The 17,739-nt window shown below is 63.3% G+C and carries 14 protein-coding genes; 9 read left to right on the top strand and 5 right to left on the bottom strand.

Annotation, left to right across the window (positions count from 1 at the left end; translation table 11 throughout):
* The first annotated feature begins 208 nt into the window (after window positions 1–208).
* From E9229_RS09260 to E9229_RS09245, 4 genes are read left to right on the top strand one after another with little or no spacing between them, the layout of a single operon-like run.
* On the top strand, window positions 209–1,165 hold the full coding sequence (locus E9229_RS09260; RefSeq protein WP_183510913.1) for a C-terminal binding protein: 957 nt from the start codon (window positions 209–211) through the stop codon (window positions 1,163–1,165).
* A 20-nt stretch (window positions 1,166–1,185) separates the two neighbouring features.
* A complete protein-coding gene (locus E9229_RS09255) occupies window positions 1,186–1,932 on the top strand; it encodes a FadR/GntR family transcriptional regulator (RefSeq protein ID WP_183510912.1) in 747 nt (248 codons plus the stop codon).
* Complete coding sequence (locus E9229_RS09250; protein WP_183510911.1) at window positions 1,929–2,732, top strand: SDR family NAD(P)-dependent oxidoreductase; 804 nt, start codon at window positions 1,929–1,931, stop codon at window positions 2,730–2,732. Before E9229_RS09255 ends, E9229_RS09250 begins: the two co-directional genes overlap by 4 nt.
* Before the next feature lie 47 nt (window positions 2,733–2,779).
* Window positions 2,780–4,351 carry an aldehyde dehydrogenase (NADP(+)) gene (locus E9229_RS09245; RefSeq protein ID WP_183510910.1) on the top strand — a complete coding sequence of 524 codons (1,572 nt, stop codon included), beginning with the start codon at window positions 2,780–2,782 and terminating at the stop codon, window positions 4,349–4,351.
* A gap of 97 nt (window positions 4,352–4,448) precedes the next feature.
* Here E9229_RS09245 and E9229_RS09240 read toward each other — a convergent pair whose 3' ends face one another.
* From E9229_RS09240 to E9229_RS09225, 4 genes are all read right to left on the bottom strand, one after another.
* Entirely contained in the window at window positions 4,449–5,849 is a 1,401-nt protein-coding gene (locus E9229_RS09240) for a plasmid pRiA4b ORF-3 family protein (protein ID WP_183510908.1), read from the bottom strand.
* Window positions 5,850–5,919: 70 nt separating this feature from the next.
* A complete protein-coding gene (locus E9229_RS09235; protein ID WP_183510907.1) occupies window positions 5,920–6,588 on the bottom strand; it encodes a methionine ABC transporter permease in 669 nt (222 codons plus the stop codon).
* On the bottom strand, window positions 6,581–7,996 hold the full coding sequence (locus E9229_RS09230) for an LLM class flavin-dependent oxidoreductase (RefSeq protein WP_183510906.1): 1,416 nt from the start codon (window positions 7,994–7,996) through the stop codon (window positions 6,581–6,583). The genes E9229_RS09235 and E9229_RS09230 overlap by 8 nt, the downstream gene beginning before the upstream one ends.
* Window positions 7,997–8,000: 4 nt before the next feature.
* On the bottom strand, window positions 8,001–9,200 hold the full coding sequence (locus E9229_RS09225; protein WP_183510905.1) for an SfnB family sulfur acquisition oxidoreductase: 1,200 nt from the start codon (window positions 9,198–9,200) through the stop codon (window positions 8,001–8,003).
* A gap of 277 nt (window positions 9,201–9,477) precedes the next feature.
* Between E9229_RS09225 and E9229_RS09220 the strand changes: the two genes are divergently transcribed.
* The 5 genes from E9229_RS09220 to E9229_RS09200 all read left to right on the top strand — a co-directional run bounded on the left by E9229_RS09220 (window position 9,478) and on the right by E9229_RS09200 (window position 14,513).
* Complete coding sequence (locus E9229_RS09220; protein ID WP_221184419.1) at window positions 9,478–10,374, top strand: MetQ/NlpA family ABC transporter substrate-binding protein; 897 nt, start codon at window positions 9,478–9,480, stop codon at window positions 10,372–10,374.
* Window positions 10,374–11,456, top strand: coding sequence for a methionine ABC transporter ATP-binding protein (locus E9229_RS09215; RefSeq protein ID WP_183510904.1), 1,083 nt, complete (start codon window positions 10,374–10,376; stop codon window positions 11,454–11,456). Before E9229_RS09220 ends, E9229_RS09215 begins: the two co-directional genes overlap by 1 nt.
* 63 nt (window positions 11,457–11,519) lie before the next feature.
* The gene (locus E9229_RS09210; RefSeq protein ID WP_183510903.1) at window positions 11,520–12,659 is read left to right on the top strand and encodes a type III polyketide synthase; all 1,140 of its coding nucleotides are present in this window, start codon (window positions 11,520–11,522) and stop codon (window positions 12,657–12,659) included.
* A gap of 8 nt (window positions 12,660–12,667) precedes the next feature.
* Window positions 12,668–13,378 (top strand): class I SAM-dependent methyltransferase, encoded by a 711-nt coding sequence (locus tag E9229_RS09205; protein WP_183510902.1) that lies wholly within the window; start codon window positions 12,668–12,670, stop codon window positions 13,376–13,378.
* Complete coding sequence (locus E9229_RS09200; protein ID WP_183510901.1) at window positions 13,371–14,513, top strand: FAD-dependent oxidoreductase; 1,143 nt, start codon at window positions 13,371–13,373, stop codon at window positions 14,511–14,513. The genes E9229_RS09205 and E9229_RS09200 overlap by 8 nt, the downstream gene beginning before the upstream one ends.
* Here E9229_RS09200 and E9229_RS09195 read toward each other — a convergent pair whose 3' ends face one another.
* Window positions 14,514–17,666: a DUF3427 domain-containing protein gene (locus tag E9229_RS09195; RefSeq protein WP_183510900.1), complete on the bottom strand. Its 3,153-nt coding sequence runs from the start codon at window positions 17,664–17,666 to the stop codon at window positions 14,514–14,516. It lies immediately after the preceding gene.
* Window positions 17,667–17,739 lie beyond the last annotated feature (73 nt).

Genomic DNA, 17,739 nt, shown 5'->3' with positions numbered 1-17,739 from the left:
GATGCCGATGGTCTGTCTCACCCGGGCCTGGTGACCGCGGGCTTTTTCTGTCACTCAGCCGTGTGCGAGATGACTCACGAGGGCTTGTGATACCTGTCATGGTCTAACATATAATCATCATATGATCTGAACAAGCAATCCGCGGAACTTTTCTTCGCAGATTCAACGCACGTGGCCCAGCAGGGACCGCCGGAGGGGAAACGAATCAATGAGCCAGCGAGTAGTAGTCACGGACCACGCATTCCGTGACGTGGAATTTGAAATGGCCATCGCCGCGAAGCACGGCGCCGAGTTCGAATGCTTTTCCTGCGACGAGCAGGAAGAGACCATTGCCGCCATCAAGGACGCGGACGTGGCCTTCGTGAACTTCGCCCCGATGACCGAAGCGGTCCTCTCCCGGTTCAAGCCGGGCGCCACCCTCATCCGCTACGGCATCGGCTACGACAACGTGGACATCGAGGCTGCCAAGAAGTTCGGCGTGGCGGTGGCCAACGTGCCCGATTACGGCGTGGAAACGGTGGCTGACCACGCGACCTCCAGCCTGTTGGCGATCATGCGCCGGCTTCCGGTCTACGATTCACTGATCAAGGCCAATGGTTGGGCCAAGCCCGCCGAGGTGGGTTCCTTGCGCGGTTTCAGGTCGACCACCATCGGCCTGGTGGGCTTCGGCCGCATCGCCCAGGCGGTACACCGCCGCCTGGCTCCCTTCGGCTTCCGCTTTGTCGCCTTTGATCCGTTCTGCGGACCGGAGGTCTTTGAACGGCTCAACGTGACCTCGGTCAGCCTGCAGGAACTCTCCGAACAGGCCCACGCCGTGTCGCTGCATGCCCCCAGCACCCCGGAAAACCACCACCTGATCGGTTCCGAATTCCTGGCCCGGATGCAGCGCGGAAGCTTCATCGTCAACACCGCCCGTGGTCCGCTGGTGGACTTGGAGGCCCTGGCCGAGGCAGTGGCCGATGGCCGCATTGCCGGCGCCGCACTGGATGTCACCGATCCCGAACCACTGCCGGCAGACTCCCCGCTCCGAGGCTTCCCTCAGGTGGTTCTCACCCCCCATGCAGCCTTCTACGACGACGACTCACTGGCAAACCTTCAGCGTTTGGCCAGCGAAGAAGCAGGACGCGCCCTGAACGGCGAGCCGCTTCGCTGCCGAATCGCGTAGCAACCAAGGACACTTGAACCATGCAGACTGAGAAAAGCCCCATGTCCCGGTTGATTTCCACTCCGCGCCCCAAGCGCAACCGACTCTCCGAACAGGTCGCCGAACAGATCACCGCCGATCTGATCCGCCGCGGCCTCAAGCCCGGCGACCGGCTCGAGACCGAACCGGAACTGGTGGAACAGTACGACGTGAGCCGATCGGTCATCCGCGAGGCCGGTCGCATTCTCGATGAACGTGGCCTGGTTGATATCCGCCCGGGTCGCGGCATGGTCGTAGCGGCCTTCGACGGTTCGGGTATTTCCCGGCAATACGCACTCATGCTCGAACTCACCGACGGAACCTTCCGCCAGCTCATGGAAATGCGCCTGGTCATGGAGGTCGGGATGACCGAGCTGGCCGCCCTGAACCACACCGAAGCAGATGCGGCGCTGATCCGTGAAACGATCACCGCCTACGGCACGGCAGGAGCCGATCAGGAAAAGGCCCTGGAATGGGACCTGGCCTTCCACCGTGCCCTGGCCATCGCCTCGGGAAACCCGTTCTTCGTGCACAGCGTCGAACCGATCAACGAGTACCTGCGCCGGACCTACAAATCCAGCCTGGGCTATGTTGCCGAGCAACACGCCACCCTGCAGGAACACACTGCCATCGCCGAAGCGATCTTCTCGCGTGACAGCACCAAAGCCGCGGCCATGACCCGCGCCCACCTCGAACGCGTCCTGGCCGCCAGCGAACATCTCACGACAAGCAAGGAAAGCACATCATGAACACCACCCAGACCCAGCAGACCGACACCCTCGCCTGCCTGCCCAGCGCCTTCAGCCTGGCCGGAAAGCACATCCTGGTCACCGGCGCCGGCCGCGGCCTGGGCCAGGGCATGGCCCTGTCCGTTGCCGCCTGCGGAGGACGCGTCACCGCCATCTCCCGTTCGACTGACGAGCTGAACCACACCGCGCAGCTGGCCGCCGAACGCGGCGGCGAATGCCACGTCCTGCCGGCTGACCTGTCCGACCTGGCCGGGTTGGAAGACCTGGTCCGGGCAGCGGCCCAGAACGGGCCCATCGACGGGATCATCCACGCCGCCGGGGTCCAGCTGCGCAAGGATGCCATCGACATCACCCCCGAGGACTGGAACTTCGTCCAGACCATGAACCTGCAGGCCCCCTTCTTCCTGAGCACCGCCATTGCACGGCTGCAGGAGGATGAGCAGCGCCCGGGCTCGCATGTGTTCGTCGGCTCGCTGAACAGCAGCATCGGGCTGCCCCGCATCGCCCCGTACGTGGCCACCAAGACCGGCATTCTCGGCGTTGCCCGCTCCCTGTCGGCCGAATGGGCCGCAAGCGGCATCCGCGCCAACGTGATCGGCCCGGGATACTTCCGTACCAAGCTCACCGAAGACCTGCTGGCCCAGCCCGAGCAGAAGGCCCGGATCATGGGCCGCATTCCGATGCGCCGCCTGGGCGATCCCTCCGACCTCGGCGGCATGGCCGTGTTCCTGCTCTCGGATGCCGCCAGCTACATCACCGGCCAGCTGTTCAATGTCGACGGCGGCTGGCTCGGGGCCTAGCCCCCGCCCACCCCACCCCCACACCACCAAGACGTCAGAGGAGAACCATGACCATCATCGCCAGCTCAATCATCGCCAGAGAACACCTCGCGGGCACCGCCGGAGCGGTCCAGGGCATCAACCCGGCCACCGGGGAAGTCCTGGAACCCGTCTTCACCTTCGTTGACGAAAACGCCGTCGACCAGGCAGCCGAAGCGGCCTGGGCCGCCTTCGATACCTACCGCGCCACCTCCCCCGAAGCCCGTGCCGCCTTCCTTGAACTCATCGCCCGCAACATCGAGCAGGACGGCGAGCGCATCATCTCCCGCGCCGTGCAGGAATCCGGCCTGCCGCTGGGCCGCCTGACCGGCGAGCTGGGCCGCACCGCCAACCAGCTGCGGCTCTTCGCCGGCGAGCTGCGACTCGGCGCCCACCAGGAAGTGCGGATCAATGCCGCCCAACCCAACCGCACCCCGGCACCCGCCCCGGACATGCGCCAGCGCCAGATCCCGCTGGGCCCGGTCGCCGTCTTCGGCGCCAGCAACTTCCCGCTGGCCTTCTCCACCGCCGGCGGGGATACCGCCTCGGCACTGGCAGCCGGCTGCCCGGTCATCGTCAAGGCCCACAACGCCCACCCGGGCACCGCGTCCCTGGTGGGCCAGGCAGTGAGCGCCGCAGTGAAGGAAGCCGGCCTTCCGGCCGGTGTCTTCTCCCAGGTCTTCGGCGCCGGCTCGGCCGTGGGCCAGCACCTGGTGGCCCACCCCCGGATCAAGGCAGTGGGCTTCACCGGATCCCAGGGCGCCGGCCTGGCACTCATGCGTACCGCCGCCGCCCGCCCGGAACCGATCCCGGTGTACGCCGAAATGTCCAGCATCAACCCCGTGGTCGTTTTCCCGAGCGCCCTGTCAGCCGGCATGACCGCGCTGGCCACCGGCTTCGTCGGCTCGCTGACCATGGGTTCGGGACAGTTCTGCACCAACCCGGGACTGGTCTTCGTCCCCGCGAATGACCAGGGCTTTGCCGCAGCCGCCGGCGCCGCATTGCAGGAACTGAACGGGCAGACCATGCTGACCCCGGGCATTTGCGAGTCCTACCGGCAGGGCGTCAGCCGCCTGGCCGGCACCCCCGGTGTCTCCGCCGTGTCCGAGGGCCAGGAAGTTGCCGGGAAGAACGCCCCGGCTCCGGTCCTGTTCCAGACCGATACGGCCACGCTGCGCAGCACCCCGGACCTGCAGGAGGAGATCTTCGGATCCGCCGCCCTGCTGGTGCGTTACAACGATGCTGCGGATCTTGCCTCGGCGTTGGAAAGCCTTCAGGGCCAACTGACCGCCAGCGTGCAGGCCAACGATGAGGATGCCGAAGCGGCCCGCTCGATCCTGCCGATCCTGGAACGCAAGGTCGGACGGATCCTGTTCAACGGCTGGCCCACCGGCGTCGAGGTCAACGACACCATCGTCCATGGCGGACCGTTCCCGGCCACCTCGGATTCCCGGACCACCTCGGTGGGTTCGCTGGCGATCTACCGCTTCCAGCGTCCGGTCAGCTACCAGAACGTGCCGGCTGCCCTGCTGCCCGAGGCACTGCAGGATGCCAACCCGTGGTCGCTGCCGCGTCGTATTGACGGTGCCCTGAACGCCTAAGGGATTCGCCACCGACCAACAGGGCCCCTGCGCAGTTGCGCAGGGGCCCTGTTGCCTGTGCGCATGCCCGCCCGCACAGGTTTTCCCCGGTAACCCGTCAGGACAGCAGGACCGCCCGGGCAAAGGCACGGGTAGCTTCGGCCCTTCCTGCGGGCGCCCGATGCCCGATATTCAGCGAGGAGTCAATGCCGCCCAGCCGTTCGGAGGAGTGCGACCACCACACGTCGCTGATCGGTGAACCATCCGCGTTCTGGTAGCCCAACCAGGTCAGCCCCTGAGCCACCGCGGCTTCCCAGCCGACTGGGTTGCCTTCGCCCCGGTCCAGGGCCCGTTCCATCAGGATCAACAAGGTGGTCTCCAACCTGGAGGCCTCCAACCGCGGTTCAACGGCCCGGGAGGCGAGGTGCCCCCAGAGTTTGCCGGGTTCCTCCAGCAAACGCTTTCCCGCGGCGGTGACCGTGAGTTTCTTTCCCTCGACCTTGAGCAGTCCGACGCCCACGGCCGAGGCTCGCATCCCGGCGACCGTCGTGGATTTGGATTCGGAACCAACCGGTTCCCAGAAGTACAGTTCCCGTCCGAAGTCCAGTTCGGCGTAAGCCTTCTTTACTACTGCCGGTGTCATCCACCCGGCCGCCGTCAGTTTGATCCCCTCGTCCAGTGCTTCACGCAGGATCCACTGGTAGCACCCCGTATGCGGATCAATGCCCTCCGGGAAGGGAACGCTCACAGGGGCCGCCAATGGATCGAGGCCAGCCGCCACCATCAACAGCGCCAGGAAGACCCGCGGGCCGTCCGGCTCTCCCCTGCGGGAGCGTTCGAAGAGGAACTTGCCCAGCCGGTTCATTGTGGCTGATTCCGGATCGAAGCGTTCCCTGCCGATGCCTTGCAGGTGGCAGATGAAATCCAGCTGCCGCCTGGTGGCTTCAGCATCGAAAGCCGACGGTGCATAGGGGTTCCACCCGCCGCTGATGAAATCCAACCAGGCTTGCAGGTCGGTACGCTCCTCCGTGTCTTCACCGCCGAGAACCCGCTGCAGGTTGGCAAATCCGCCAATGCCACCACAGTCCTCCGGGGGTGCCGCATGGGCTCCCTCCAGGATCCTGACTACCGGATCCTGGAGGTCGGCCGGTTTGGCGGAGATTTCGGTGATCAAGTGGAGCCAGTTATCACCGAAATCGTAGGTGTAGTAGAGCCTTCCACCGGTGGCAGCGAGCGCCGAGGAAAGGGTCGCTTGCATTTCATCGATCCCGTCCACCTCCTGCTCGATCAGCGAGGACTCCATCAGCCATTCAATGATCGGCGGAGTCCCGGACCCAACGCGTTCGAACGGAGGACGGCTGGAATAGCCATGAAGGTGGCTGTTGGTCCAACCCATCACCACCTGGAGGATCTCATGGAACTGGTCCAGACGGATGCCGCCATCCACCTCGAAGGTTCGCCAAATGGCCGGCTCCACCTCCTGCAGTTCAAGGCGAAGGGTGTGGATCGTTCGGGGCACGATGGAAGGCAAACCTGATCTCATGCACCCATTGTGCCCGAGAACAGGTTGCCGACTCCGGGAACCACGCTCAGCGCCGGCGCGTGTAGCGGCGCACCAGCCGGTCCCCGGAGAACTGCAGGATCTGCACCAACAGGACCAGCAGCACCACGGTCACCACCATGACGTCGGTCTGGAAGCGCTGGTAACCGTAACGCACCGCCAAATCGCCCAGCCCGCCGCCACCGATGACGCCGGCCATGGCCGTGTAGTCGATCAACGCGATCGCGGTGACCGTCCCGGCGGCAATCAGCGCCGGGCGGGCCTCGGGCAGCAGGATGTAGCGGATGCACTGCCAGGTGGTGGCCGCCATCGCCTGGCCGGATTCGATCAGGCCCTTGTCCACCTCGCGCAGCGCTATCTCCACCAGCCGGGCCATGAACGGCACGGCTGCGATCACCATCGGCGGTACCGCCCCGCGCACGCCCAGCGTGGTGCCGGTCAGGAACGCGGTCACCGGGAGCACCGTGATCATCAGGATGATGAACGGCACCGAGCGCACGATGTTCACCAGGAACGAGATGATCCGGTAGACACCCACGTTCGCCTTCAGATTCCCCGAGGCGGTCAGGTACATCAGCACGCCCAGGGGAAGCGCCAACAGCAACGTGAAGAACAATGCGCTGCCGAGCATGATCAGCGTGTCGCCCAGCGCGGTCCAGATTTCGGGCCAGCTGACGTTGGGCAGCAGCTTATCCACGCGTTGCACTCCAGGCTGCGTCCCTGAGCGTTCCTGCCGCGTGGGCGGAATCAACGGCATCCGAACCGCCGGTCAGCTTGGCCCGCAGCGATCCGGTGCGGTATTCCTTTTTGAACCGTCCACGTTTCTGCAGTTCGGGCACCAGCAGGTGGGCGATGTTGGAGAAGGTTTCTGGAACAATCGCCGCGGCCAGGTTGAACCCGTCCACTCCGGTCTCGGCAACCCACGCCTCCAGCTGATCTGCGACTGTCTCGGGCGAACCGAAGATGACCGGACCGTCTCCACCCAGGCGGGCATAGTCGGCGATCTCGCGGATGGTCCACTGCTTTTGAGGGTCCGCCTCGGTGAAGGCGGAAACCACGGAGGCCAGAGCGTTGGACTCCTGGTGGGTGAGCACCTCGTTCGGATCCAGTGCGGCAAAGTCGATGCCGGTCCACCCGGACATCAGCACCAGCGCCCCGGTCGGATCCGCATACTCCAGATAGGAGTCGAGCATGCGCTTGGCCTCGGCGTCGGTTTCCCCGACGATGACCAGCTGCTGGTTCAGGATCGGCACCCGTGCGGCATCCCGGCCCGATGCGGTGAGCGCATTGCGCAGCGCGGCGACCTGCTTGGCCAGCACCCGCTTGCTCGGTGCGGCGACGAACACCGCCTCGGCATGGCGGGCGGCGAACTGCACCCCGCGTGGTGAGGCACCGGCCTGGAAGATGAACGGCGAGCGCTGGAGCGAGGGCTCACTCAGGTGCATGCCGGGCACGGTGAAGAATTCGCCCGCGTGGCCGATGGGGTGGACCTTGGACGGGTCTGTGTAGATCCCACGCTGAACGTCGCGGATGACCGCGTCGTCCTGCCAGCTGGTTTCCCAGAGCTTGTAGCAGACCTCGAGGTATTCCTCGGCGACGTCGTAGCGGCGGTCGTGGGCCTGCTGGCCGGTCAATCCCAGGTTCAGCGCACCGCTGGAGAGGTAGCTGGTGACCACGTTCCAGCCGATGCGCCCGTTGGTCAGGTGGTCCAGCGTGGACATGCGCCGGGCGAACGGGAACGGGTGCTCGAAGGAAACGGATGCCGTCACCCCGAAGCCCAGGTTCTCGGTGACGGCTGCCATGGCTGGGATCAGCTGCAGCGGGTCGTTCACCGGGACTTGGATGGCCCCGCGCAGTGCGGCGTCAGCGGTGCCGTCATAGACGTCGTACATGCCCAGCACGTCGGCGAAGAAGACCGCATCGAGCAGTCCGGCCTCGGCCGTGCGGGCCAGCTCCTGCCAGTAGTCGAGGTCCAGGTAACGGTGGGAGGCGTCCTTCGGGTGGCGCCATTGGCCCGGCGAAAGGTGCCCGGGGCTGTTCATGGTGAAGGCGTTGAGGATCAGTTCACCGGCGGGCCGGGAGGCAGCTGTTTCGTTGAGGGTCATGGCCTTAGTTCCAGGAGTGGCGGTTCGGGAACACGCCGTTGAGCACGTAGTTGCCGATCAGGTTGAACTTCCAGCGCACCGGGTCGTGCAGGGTGTGCACGCGGGCATTGCGCCAGAAGCGATCCAGCCGGCGACCGCCGACCACCGAGCGGGTTCCGCCGAGTTCGTTCAGCTTGGATCCGGCGGCCAGTGCCACCTCGGTGGTGAGCACCTTGGCCCTGGCCACCGCCACGGAGGCTGCTGCCACCGAGGTCTCGGTGGGTTCGTCCTTGGCTGCGTCCAGCACGTGGGCCGCTCGCTGTATCAGCGCGTCTGCGGCGTTGATGTCGATGTCCAGGCGGCCGAGCTCGTTCAGTGTCAGCGGGTCCTGCGTGGCCGAGTCGATGTTCGCATCGACCCACGGGCGTGAGGAACGTACCGCTTCCAGGGTGGCGGCGAAGGCGCCTCGGGCAATGCCCAGGTCGATCGCCGCCGTGGTGATCTGTGCCAGTGGGCCGGCGACCGTGGGGTTTTCGTATTCGCGGTACATCGGGAAGACCCGGTTCGCCGGAACGCGCAGGTCGGTGAGTACCACCGAGCCGCTGGCGGTGGCCCGCTGCCCGAAGGCGTCCCAGTCCCCCACCACGTGCAGGCCCTGTGCATCGCGTGGCGCGAAGGCGAGCAGTTCCTTGCCGTCCGGGTCCACGGCCAGCACCGGGATCCAGTGCGCGTACTGCGTGCCGGTGGCGTAGAACTTGCGCCCATTGACCACGTAGTCATTGCCATCGCGCATGATCCGGGTCTGGACCTCGGCTGCGGTCTTGCCGCCGGCCTCGGAGAAGGCGTTGGCGAAGCGGGCACCTTCAAGTGCCAGGGAGAAGAAGAACTCCTGCTGCTCGCGGGTACCGGAGAGCAACACGTCCTCGATGAGGCAGAAGTGGTTCTGCGGGATCTGTCCCAGCGACGGGTCGGCCGATGAAATCCGGGCAATGACCTCCACCAGCGTGGCGGTGGAGGCGCCCAGGCCACCAAACTCCTGCGGGACCGTGATGGCCCACAGCCCGCTGGCCGAGAACGCGTCGACCACGTCTGCCGGCAGGGTTCCGGACTCGTCGATTTCGGCTCCGCGGGAGGTGAATTGGGCGGCCAGGTCGGCGGCCAGGTCCAGGGCCTCGGCTTCCGAAGTAATGCGGTGTGCCAACGTGGTGGCTGCGGTGGTGCTCATGGGTGGATCTCTTTCGACGTCACGACTTCTTTGTCCCGATTCTGTCCGGTTCCACCCGGCTAAGACTGACCGTCCGTCATATGACGGATGGGGGGTTGGAACATGTCGTCACAATCAGTCATCCACGCCGTCACGCGGGACGCTTTCGGCGTCACAATCACGTCGGTGTCCTTCATAAGACGGTTCATGTCGGGCGTTTTCACTGCCGGGGCGTCCATCTGGTGCGCTGGTTTCCTTCCCATCACACGGACAACCCATTTCTTTCAGGAGCACTCCCATGGCACAGCCGGAACCCCAGGAATCAAAGGCGCAGGCCCTCGCCGGACAGGCTGCGGCCCGCCGCGCCCAGGCGAAGAAGCGCAACATCATGATCGGTTCGATTCTGGCCGGTGTGATCATCGTGGCTGTTGCCGCAGTGGCCATCGTGCCGCATCTGGGCGCCGAGCCGGCGGCAGCCCGGACCAAGCTGGTGGTCGGCGCCACCCCGGTCCCCCACGCCGAGATCCTGGAAAACCTGAAACCGGTCCTCGCCGAACAGGGCATCGATCTGGAGGTCAAGGTGTTCCAGGATTTCATCCAGCCCAACGCCCAGCTGGCCTCCGGGGCACTGGATGCCAACTACTACCAGTACCTGCCGTTCCTGGATAACTTCAACAAGGAAACCGGCGGCGACCTGGTTCCCACCGTCGCGGTGCATATCGAACCCTTCGGCGCCTACTCGACCAAGTTCAAGACCCTGGACGAGGTCACCGACGGCTCGACCGTGGCCATCCCCAACGACCCGGTCAACGCCGGCCGCGCGCTGGTCCTGCTCGAGGAGCAGAAGCTGATCACGCTGAAGAACCCGGGCGACTCGCAGTCCAGCATCAAGGACGTCATGGATAACCCGCGCAAGCTGGATATCAAGGAACTCGAGGGGGCCCAGCTGGCCCGTTCGATCGACCAGGTGGATGTCGCCTTCGTCTTCGCCAACTACGCGCTGGATGCCGGCATCGACGTGAAGACGGCGATCTACACCGACAAGGCCAACCCGAAGTATGCCGAGTACCTGGTGACCCGTCCCGAGCTGAAGGACGACCCGCGCATCGTGAAGCTGGGCGAGGCACTGAACTCGGAGAAGACCCGTCAGTTCATCCTGGACAAGTACCACGGCGACATCTCGCTGGGCTTCTAATGACCTCTTCACCCCTTGCCCCGGCGCGCGGCAGCGTCCGCTTCGAGAACATCACCAAGTCCTACGCCGCCAAGGGCGCAGCCACCGGCGTGCTGGCGCTGGATGACGTGAGCCTGGATCTGCCGCCGGGAAAGATCACCGGGGTGATCGGCCGCTCCGGTGCCGGCAAATCGACGCTGCTGCGCACGGTGAACCTGCTCGAACGTCCCAGCTCGGGCCGGATCCTGCTTGATGGGCAGGACATTGCCGCGGTCACCGGCAACCAGCTGCGCGAGGTACGCCGGCGGATCGGGATGATCTTCCAACATTTCTCGCTGATGTCCTCCAAGACCGTGTGGGAAAACGTCAGGCTGCCGTTGCGGATGGCAGGAGTCCCCGACGCGGAGGCCGACCAACGCGTCGCCGAACTGCTCGAACTCGTGGGTCTGGACCACCGCGCCGACGCCTATCCGGCCCAGCTGTCCGGCGGACAAAAACAACGAGTCGGCATTGCCCGGGCGCTGGTGCAGGATCCCGAGATCCTGCTCTGCGACGAGGCCACCTCGGCGCTGGACCCGGAGACCACCCGATCCATCCTGGAACTGTTGCAGCGGATCAACCGCGAGCGTGGTGTCACCATCTTGCTGATCACCCACGAGATGGGTGTCATCCAGGAGATCTGCGACCTGGTGGCCGTCATCGACGGGGGCAAAGTCGTGGAACACGGCCCGGTCTGGCAGGTCTTCAGCTCCCCGGAACATCCGACCACGTTGAGCCTGCTCGAATCCTTCCGGCGCAGCTCGTTGCCGGAGATCACCCGGGCACTGTCCGGCGTGGCGCCGGCCGGCGCTCCGGATAAGAGGGAAACTCAGCTGGTGCTGCGCTTTGACGGAACCCGTCCGGTGGACGTGTCGGCACTGGTCAACCAACTCCAGGATCAGACAGGCACACCGGTGCGCATGCTGGCTTCCAGCATCACTCCGGTGCAGGGGCATCCGCAGGGCTATGTGGTGGTTTCGCTCGGCGGCGGGTTGGGCCACGATTCGCTGATCGAACGGGCGCGGTCCATCGCCAGCGAGGTGGAAATCCTGCAAACCGTCTGATCACTTGCCAATCTTGGGCCCCTACCCTTTACGGTGGTTGCCCAGGGGCCATAGGCTCGGCTCATGCCAGTGATGATGAGAACCATCCAGACTGCTCTTCCACCCACCGTGCTGCTTCAGGAACCGGCCCGAGATGTGTTTGCGGCCCAGCCAGGGCTCACCCGGCTGGGCCAGCGGCTGATTGCCACGTCCTTTGATTCGGCCCAGATCTCCACCCGGCGCACCGCAGTTGCGGAGCTCACCCTGGACTCACGGGCCCAAGATCCGGTGTTCTTCGATCGGGACACGGGTTTGTTGCTCAGTCCCAGCACGAAGGTCCGCAACGAGATCTTTGCCCGCGAGGCTGGCCCGCTCTTCATCGAATCGGCCCGCAAGGCACTGGATGCCTGCCCGGACCTGACCGCAGCCGATGTCACCCACGTCATCACCGTTTCCTGTACGGGTTTCTACAACCCGGGACCGGACTACCAGGTGGTCCGGGGCCTGGGGCTGAGCCCCTCCACCCAGCGCTATCACCTAGGTTTCATGGGTTGCTATGCCGCCTTCCCGGGGCTGCGGGCGGCCAAGAGCTTCTGCGAAGCAGATCCCAACGCCGTGGTGCTGGTGATCTGCGTCGAGCTTTGTTCGCTGCATGTGCGCAGCTCGAATAACCCGGACGCGATCATGGGATCGGCCATCTTTGCCGACGGCGCCGCCGCTGCCGTCGTCACGGCCCGTGAGTACCAGGGCGCTGGCATGCGGCTGGATCACTTCGAAACGATCCTCACCCCGGTGGGTGAGGAATCCATGGCCTGGAACATCGGGGATGAGGGGTTCGAGATGGTGTTGGGGACCTATGTTCCACACATCATCGATGACCATATCGTCGGGGCCCTGGAGCCATTGCTGGCCCATGACGAATCATTGACCGACACCTATGCGGACATCCCGCACTGGGGCATCCATCCCGGCGGCCGGGCCATCCTGGACCGGGTGCAGCGTCGCCTCGAACTCTCCGACAAACAGCTGGAACCGGCCAGGCGGGTCCTGAACGACTACGGGAACATGTCCAGCGCCACGGTGATGTTCGTGCTCAAGGACATCATGGAAGGTGCCGTTACCGGGGCTGGACCAGAGGGCGAACGCGTGTGCTCGATGGCCTTCGGCCCCGGACTGACTGTGGAGACCGCCCTGATGACCCTGTTGCCGGACCGCACGAGCTGAGCAACACAGTGGAACGTGATGCCGACGCCATCGAGGAAATGGATCGCCCGGACTGCGATCCGCGCCTGCTGGAACGCACGTACACACAGTTCCCCCTGGTGAACAGGTTCGTCTCCGGGTGGCGCGGGGTCTACACGTCCTTGATCAGACCAGCACTCCCCCGGGATCGTCGGGCCACCCTTCTGGACATCGGTTGCGGCGGCGGAGACATCACCATCAATCTGGCCCGCTGGGCCGCCAAGGACGGCTTCGACATCCGGGTGCTGGGCATTGATCCCGATGAACGCGCTTATCGCTTTGCCACCAGAGCAGCCGACAAGACCGGGCTCGGAAGGGACCGGCTGTCCTTTCGTCCCGCTTTCAGCTCGGAGTTGGTCGCCGAAGGTGCAAAATTCGATGTGGTCGTCTCGAACCACATCCTGCATCATCTGAGCCCGCCCCAACTGGCGGGGCTCTTCTCCGATACGGAGTCACTCACCGGTTCCTTGGCAATCCACAGTGATATCCGTCGGAGCCGATCCGCACTCTTCTGGTTCGGTGCCGCGACGCTCCCCTTGGCACAGTCGTCTTTCATCCGACGCGATGGTTTGACCTCCATTAGGCGGAGTTACACAGCGGACGAACTGGCTCGATTGGTTCCGGCTGGTTGGCAGGTCCAACAAGGTGGCCTCTATCGGAACCTTGCTCTTTTCCAACCCGAGGTGCCCGGCAATGCTTGATGTGGTCATTGTCGGTGGCGGTCCTTCCGGGCTAACGCTGGCCATTTTGTTGATCCAAGCGTGCATGAAGGTCAAGGTGCTGGAGCGAAGGCCCGAGATCGGCAGCCATTCCCGGGCCATAGGTATCCACCCGCCGGCGTTGGACGTCCTAGACCTGGCGGGCGTCGGGGATGAGGTCGTCAGTAGGGGTATCAAGATCCGGGAAGGTGTGGGAATTTCGCGCGGAAAGGTCATTGCTTCGTTGGACTTCGGAGTCCTGCCGGGCCCGCACAAATATGTCCTCGCCCTGCCGCAAAACGAGACGGTGAGGATCCTGCGGTCCCGGCTCCATGAGCTTGATCCAGAGGCGTTCCTAGGGGGTGTCGAGTTCTGTGGCTATACCGAGGGCACTCAGCAACGAGGACTATCGATTCGGACGACTCACGTCGGAGATTCTTTGGGCACATCGGTCGCCGAGCTTGATACGCGCTATCTGGTCGGCGCAGACGGCACCCAGTCCTCTGTGCGTGAATCCATGTGTCTGACGTTTGGCGGCAGCCGGTACCCGGATCACTACGTCATGGGCGATTACCCGGATACCACGGACTTCGGTTCCACAGCCGCGCTCTTCCTGCACCATGATGGGATCGTTGAATCTTTCCCGCTCCCCGGAAATATTCGCCGCTGGGTGGCCTGGACCAGCGCCTCCGAAAAGAAGGACCTAAGCGAGCTGGTTCGGCTGCGCACTGGGCATCTGGCCGATCCAAAGTCCTGCACGATGGAAAGCCAGTTCAGGTCATCCAATCGCCGGGTATCTGACATGGTCAACGGTCATGTCGTGCTATTAGGCGATGCCGCCCACGAAGTCAGTCCCATCGGTGGTCAGGGCATGGCCTTAGGACTGATTGATGCGATGGCACTGGCCACGATCCTCGCTTGTGGCGGAGATGTGTCCGCCCTACTGAAGCGTTTCAGCGCTCAACGTCTCCAAGCAGCAAAGATTGCCGGCAGGCAGGCACACCTCAACATGGCCCTTGGCCGGTCGTTTCCTGGAAAGTTCTCCAGGTTCCGAGATTATGGATTCCAGACGTTGGTGTCATCCGGAAACATCAGGACAGCCGTGGCCAGAAAGTTCACCATGACCTCTCTGCCATAGCTACCGCGCTGCGGCACTTGCCACGTTGTAAACATCGACCGGCATATCCCGCTTCAGCTTCCACGTGATGGCGATAGGCTTTTCACCCCGATGCTGGACGAGATCTGCTGTTCCCAGACAGGTAAAAGGCTGCGAAAGGCCTTGACTGTCTTTTCCGATATCCCGGGTGAACAGGAGGATGTGGGAGCCGTGGGACTTCCGATCCAGGTATCTGCGACCTGTGGGGCTCTTCGGAGAAGTGGCGTTCTGTGATTCCCAATGGAAGAGATCGGAGCTGATGGCATAGTCCTTGTACAACGTATTTGGACTGTGGACCTTTTCATCCTTGTTGAGCGTCACGAAGAACGCGTCCGTGGACGAAGCCGGGCACCAGGCAACCCCCTCCCTGTGGCTGACACCCTTCCCCATTTCCAACGAGCCATATTCGAGTGCAGCCAACACCTCCGACCTCCAATAGGTCGCATGTGAATACAGCGGAACGTGTTGCAGTCCCAGGCCCAATCCCTTCGGCGCGTATGCGCTTGAGTTGACGCCGCGGGCCAGGCTCGATCGCAGCTCGGCCACAACATATCCGTTGGCCCGAATCCGGTCCAATCCTTCGTCGTAGGTCTTGTAGCTTCCGCCATCGTCCCAGAACGTGAAGAAGAGCATCCGGGCAAATGTCTGTTGTCGTTGCCCCAAGGCCTCATAGCGTGGCGATTCTGGGTCAAGAAGCGTCGAATATGCCTCGGCCCGCTCTGCATCATCGACGTGCAAGAAACGAGTCATCCGTTTAAGGAGCTCCTGTTCTTCAGTTCGGTGCTCGGGCAGGATTTCGGCCAGGCCTTCCTCCCACGACGAGCGGGCAGTCACCAGCCCGGCTTTCCGAAGCAGTTCCGTCCAGGCGTCCCCGCTCTTGCGATAGATATCGCGGACGTCGCGTCCTGACTCTTCGAGGAACACATCCAGTTCCGTTCGCCCATAGGAGCGAATTTCCCTGACCAGTGCCGGACGATTCAGTTTCAGCTGATTCCGGATGTTATCGAGAACGATCTTCCTGGCGACCCGGTCAAGCACGATCGCACATCCGGAAGGAAGTCCCTGGCCTTGCCCATTCAGGACTCTCTCCAACTCGGCACGTGGTGCATTCAGCAGCGCCCGGTATTTCACGTCGAACCTGAACTCACGACGTTGTTGACCGATGAAATCCAGCACCGTCAGTACGGCCTTGTCATCGGCCCGGCGGAGACCCCTGCCCAGCTGCTGGAGGAAGATGGTGCTGCTTTGAGTCGGCCGCAAGAGCAGGATCGTATCGATCTCAGGGACGTCGAGCCCCTCATTGAAAAGGTCAACTGCGAAGATGCAGTTCAGTTCCCTTGCCCGCAGTTTCCGCAGGGCTGCTTCTCGTTCTTGCGAAGGAGTGTCCCCGGAGACGGAAACGGCCGGAATACCGGCGTCGTTGAAGACCTTGGCCATGTAGTGGGCGTGCTGAACGGATACACAGAACCCCAACGCCCGCATGTCAGAAGTACTGAGTACCTTGTCCCGCAACTCCGTGATGACTTTCAGGGCGCGGACGGAGTTTCCGGTATAAACGTTGCTGAGTTCCGTCATATCGTAGTTCCCGCGCTTCCATTCGACGGCGCTCAGGTCAACGTCATCGGCTACCCCGAAGTAATGGAACGGCACCAGCAAGTCGGCATCCAACGCATCCCACAGTCGCAGCTCACTGGCGATCCGTCCGTCGAAGAAGGTATCAGCGACGTTGACACCGTCACCACGCTCGGGAGTTGCGGTCAGCCCGAGGAGCTCCTGGGGCTGCAGGTACTCGATGAGCTTACGATAGGACTTGGCTTCGGCATGGTGGAACTCATCGATGACCACAACGTCGAAAGCACCAGGCTGAATTTCAGCCAGTCCAAGGGCGGCAAGAGACTGGACACTCGCGAATACGTGTTTCCAGGACGTTGGACGCTGTCCATCCACGAAGAGCTCCCCGAAGGCACCACGCCCGAGCACCTTCCGGTAGGTGGATACAGACTGTTCCAGGATCTCCTTGCGGTGCGCAACGAACAGCAGCGTCAGGTCTTCGCCGGCGGCCTCATTGAGGCGCTTATAGTCCAGCGCAGCAAGTACAGTCTTGCCTGTTCCTGTGGCCGCAACCACGAGATTCCTATGTTCGCCCCGGTTCGAGCGAGCTCCATCCAGTTCTTCGAGCATCTCCTTCTGGTGCAGCAGTGGAACAACTTCCAGGCCGGTGGCGCCTAATGTTCGTTCGGCCGTTGTACTTCCTGCTCGTTTGAGTGCCGCGTCTAAGCGATCCCGATCGAGGACTGGATCGTAGGGAACAAATGCAGGGTCGCCCCAGTAGCTGTCAAAGGTCATACCGAACTTCTGTAGGAGCTGCGGCGTTGCAACGCCCGACAACCGCACATTCCATTCAAGTCCATCAAGAAGGGCCGGTCTGCTGAGATTCGAACTGCCCACATAGGCCGTATCGAATCCCGAATTCCGGTGGAACATCCATGCCTTGGCGTGAAGACGGGTCGCGTTCGTTTCATAGTTAATACGAACCTCGGCGCCGTAACGCTGAACCAGTTGATCGATGGCCTCACGCTGGGTCGCGCCCATATATGTCGTGGTGATCACTCGAATCGGAATCCCGCGGACTTTCGCTTCGTCAAGCGCCTCGGCCAGGAGTCTGATCCCCTGCCATTTGATGAAAGCACAAAGCAGGTCAACACGATCGGCGGATGACAACTCGGCTTTCAGCTCGGCAGCGAGTTGAGGATCTTCTCGGCTATTTGTCAGGAGCGCGGCCGAGTCCAGCGGTGTTTGGGGCCGCAGCATCTCACGGCGTCGGAATGTCGTATCCCTCTGAATCGCTCGGAGCCGCTTTGGTCCATCGACTACGACCTCAGCGCTTTCTATAAGGCGCAGTATCTTATTTGACAGCAGCACCATGTCTTGGGGTGCAAGCTGACTCATTCTCGTTTCGATGGAATCAGCCAGAAACCTGGTCAAAGATCGCGGGGCCTGTTCAACGCCAAGCCCCTCGACTACGGCGGAACGCCCTTCGAATGACTCCACGTGGCTCTCAAGGTCGCTGGTCAGTAATACCTCAAAGAGGCCATCTGGCAACTCGTTCTCATTCGATCCATCGTTGTTCACCATCTGACCAGGGTATTCGGAACCTACGGCAGGCAACTTCGAGACACGTCAGCTACGGAAACTGGCTCTCGGACTT

The sequence above is a fragment of the Paeniglutamicibacter cryotolerans genome, from assembly GCF_014190875.1.
GTDB lineage: Bacteria > Actinomycetota > Actinomycetes > Actinomycetales > Micrococcaceae > Paeniglutamicibacter > Paeniglutamicibacter cryotolerans.
The sequence above is the reverse complement of the archived record's forward strand: the minus strand, read 5'-3'. Positions and strand labels throughout refer to the sequence as shown.

Excerpts from the sequence above, each read along its gene's own strand:
- E9229_RS09255 (WP_183510912.1), top strand. The coding sequence starts at position 1,186 with ATGCAGACTGAGAAAAGCCCCATGTCCCGGTTGATTTCCACTCCGCGC.
- E9229_RS09260 (WP_183510913.1), top strand. The coding sequence starts at position 209 with ATGAGCCAGCGAGTAGTAGTCACGGACCACGCATTCCGTGACGTGGAA.
- E9229_RS09195 (WP_183510900.1), bottom strand. The coding sequence starts at position 17,666 with ATGGTGAACAACGATGGATCGAATGAGAACGAGTTGCCAGATGGCCTC.
- E9229_RS09225 (WP_183510905.1), bottom strand. The coding sequence starts at position 9,200 with ATGAGCACCACCGCAGCCACCACGTTGGCACACCGCATTACTTCGGAA.
- E9229_RS09210 (WP_183510903.1), top strand. The coding sequence starts at position 11,520 with ATGCCAGTGATGATGAGAACCATCCAGACTGCTCTTCCACCCACCGTG.
- E9229_RS09250 (WP_183510911.1), top strand. The coding sequence starts at position 1,929 with ATGAACACCACCCAGACCCAGCAGACCGACACCCTCGCCTGCCTGCCC.
- E9229_RS09245 (WP_183510910.1), top strand. The coding sequence starts at position 2,780 with ATGACCATCATCGCCAGCTCAATCATCGCCAGAGAACACCTCGCGGGC.
- E9229_RS09220 (WP_221184419.1), top strand. The coding sequence starts at position 9,478 with ATGGCACAGCCGGAACCCCAGGAATCAAAGGCGCAGGCCCTCGCCGGA.
- E9229_RS09200 (WP_183510901.1), top strand. The coding sequence starts at position 13,371 with ATGCTTGATGTGGTCATTGTCGGTGGCGGTCCTTCCGGGCTAACGCTG.
- E9229_RS09215 (WP_183510904.1), top strand. The coding sequence starts at position 10,374 with ATGACCTCTTCACCCCTTGCCCCGGCGCGCGGCAGCGTCCGCTTCGAG.
- E9229_RS09230 (WP_183510906.1), bottom strand. The coding sequence starts at position 7,996 with ATGACCCTCAACGAAACAGCTGCCTCCCGGCCCGCCGGTGAACTGATC.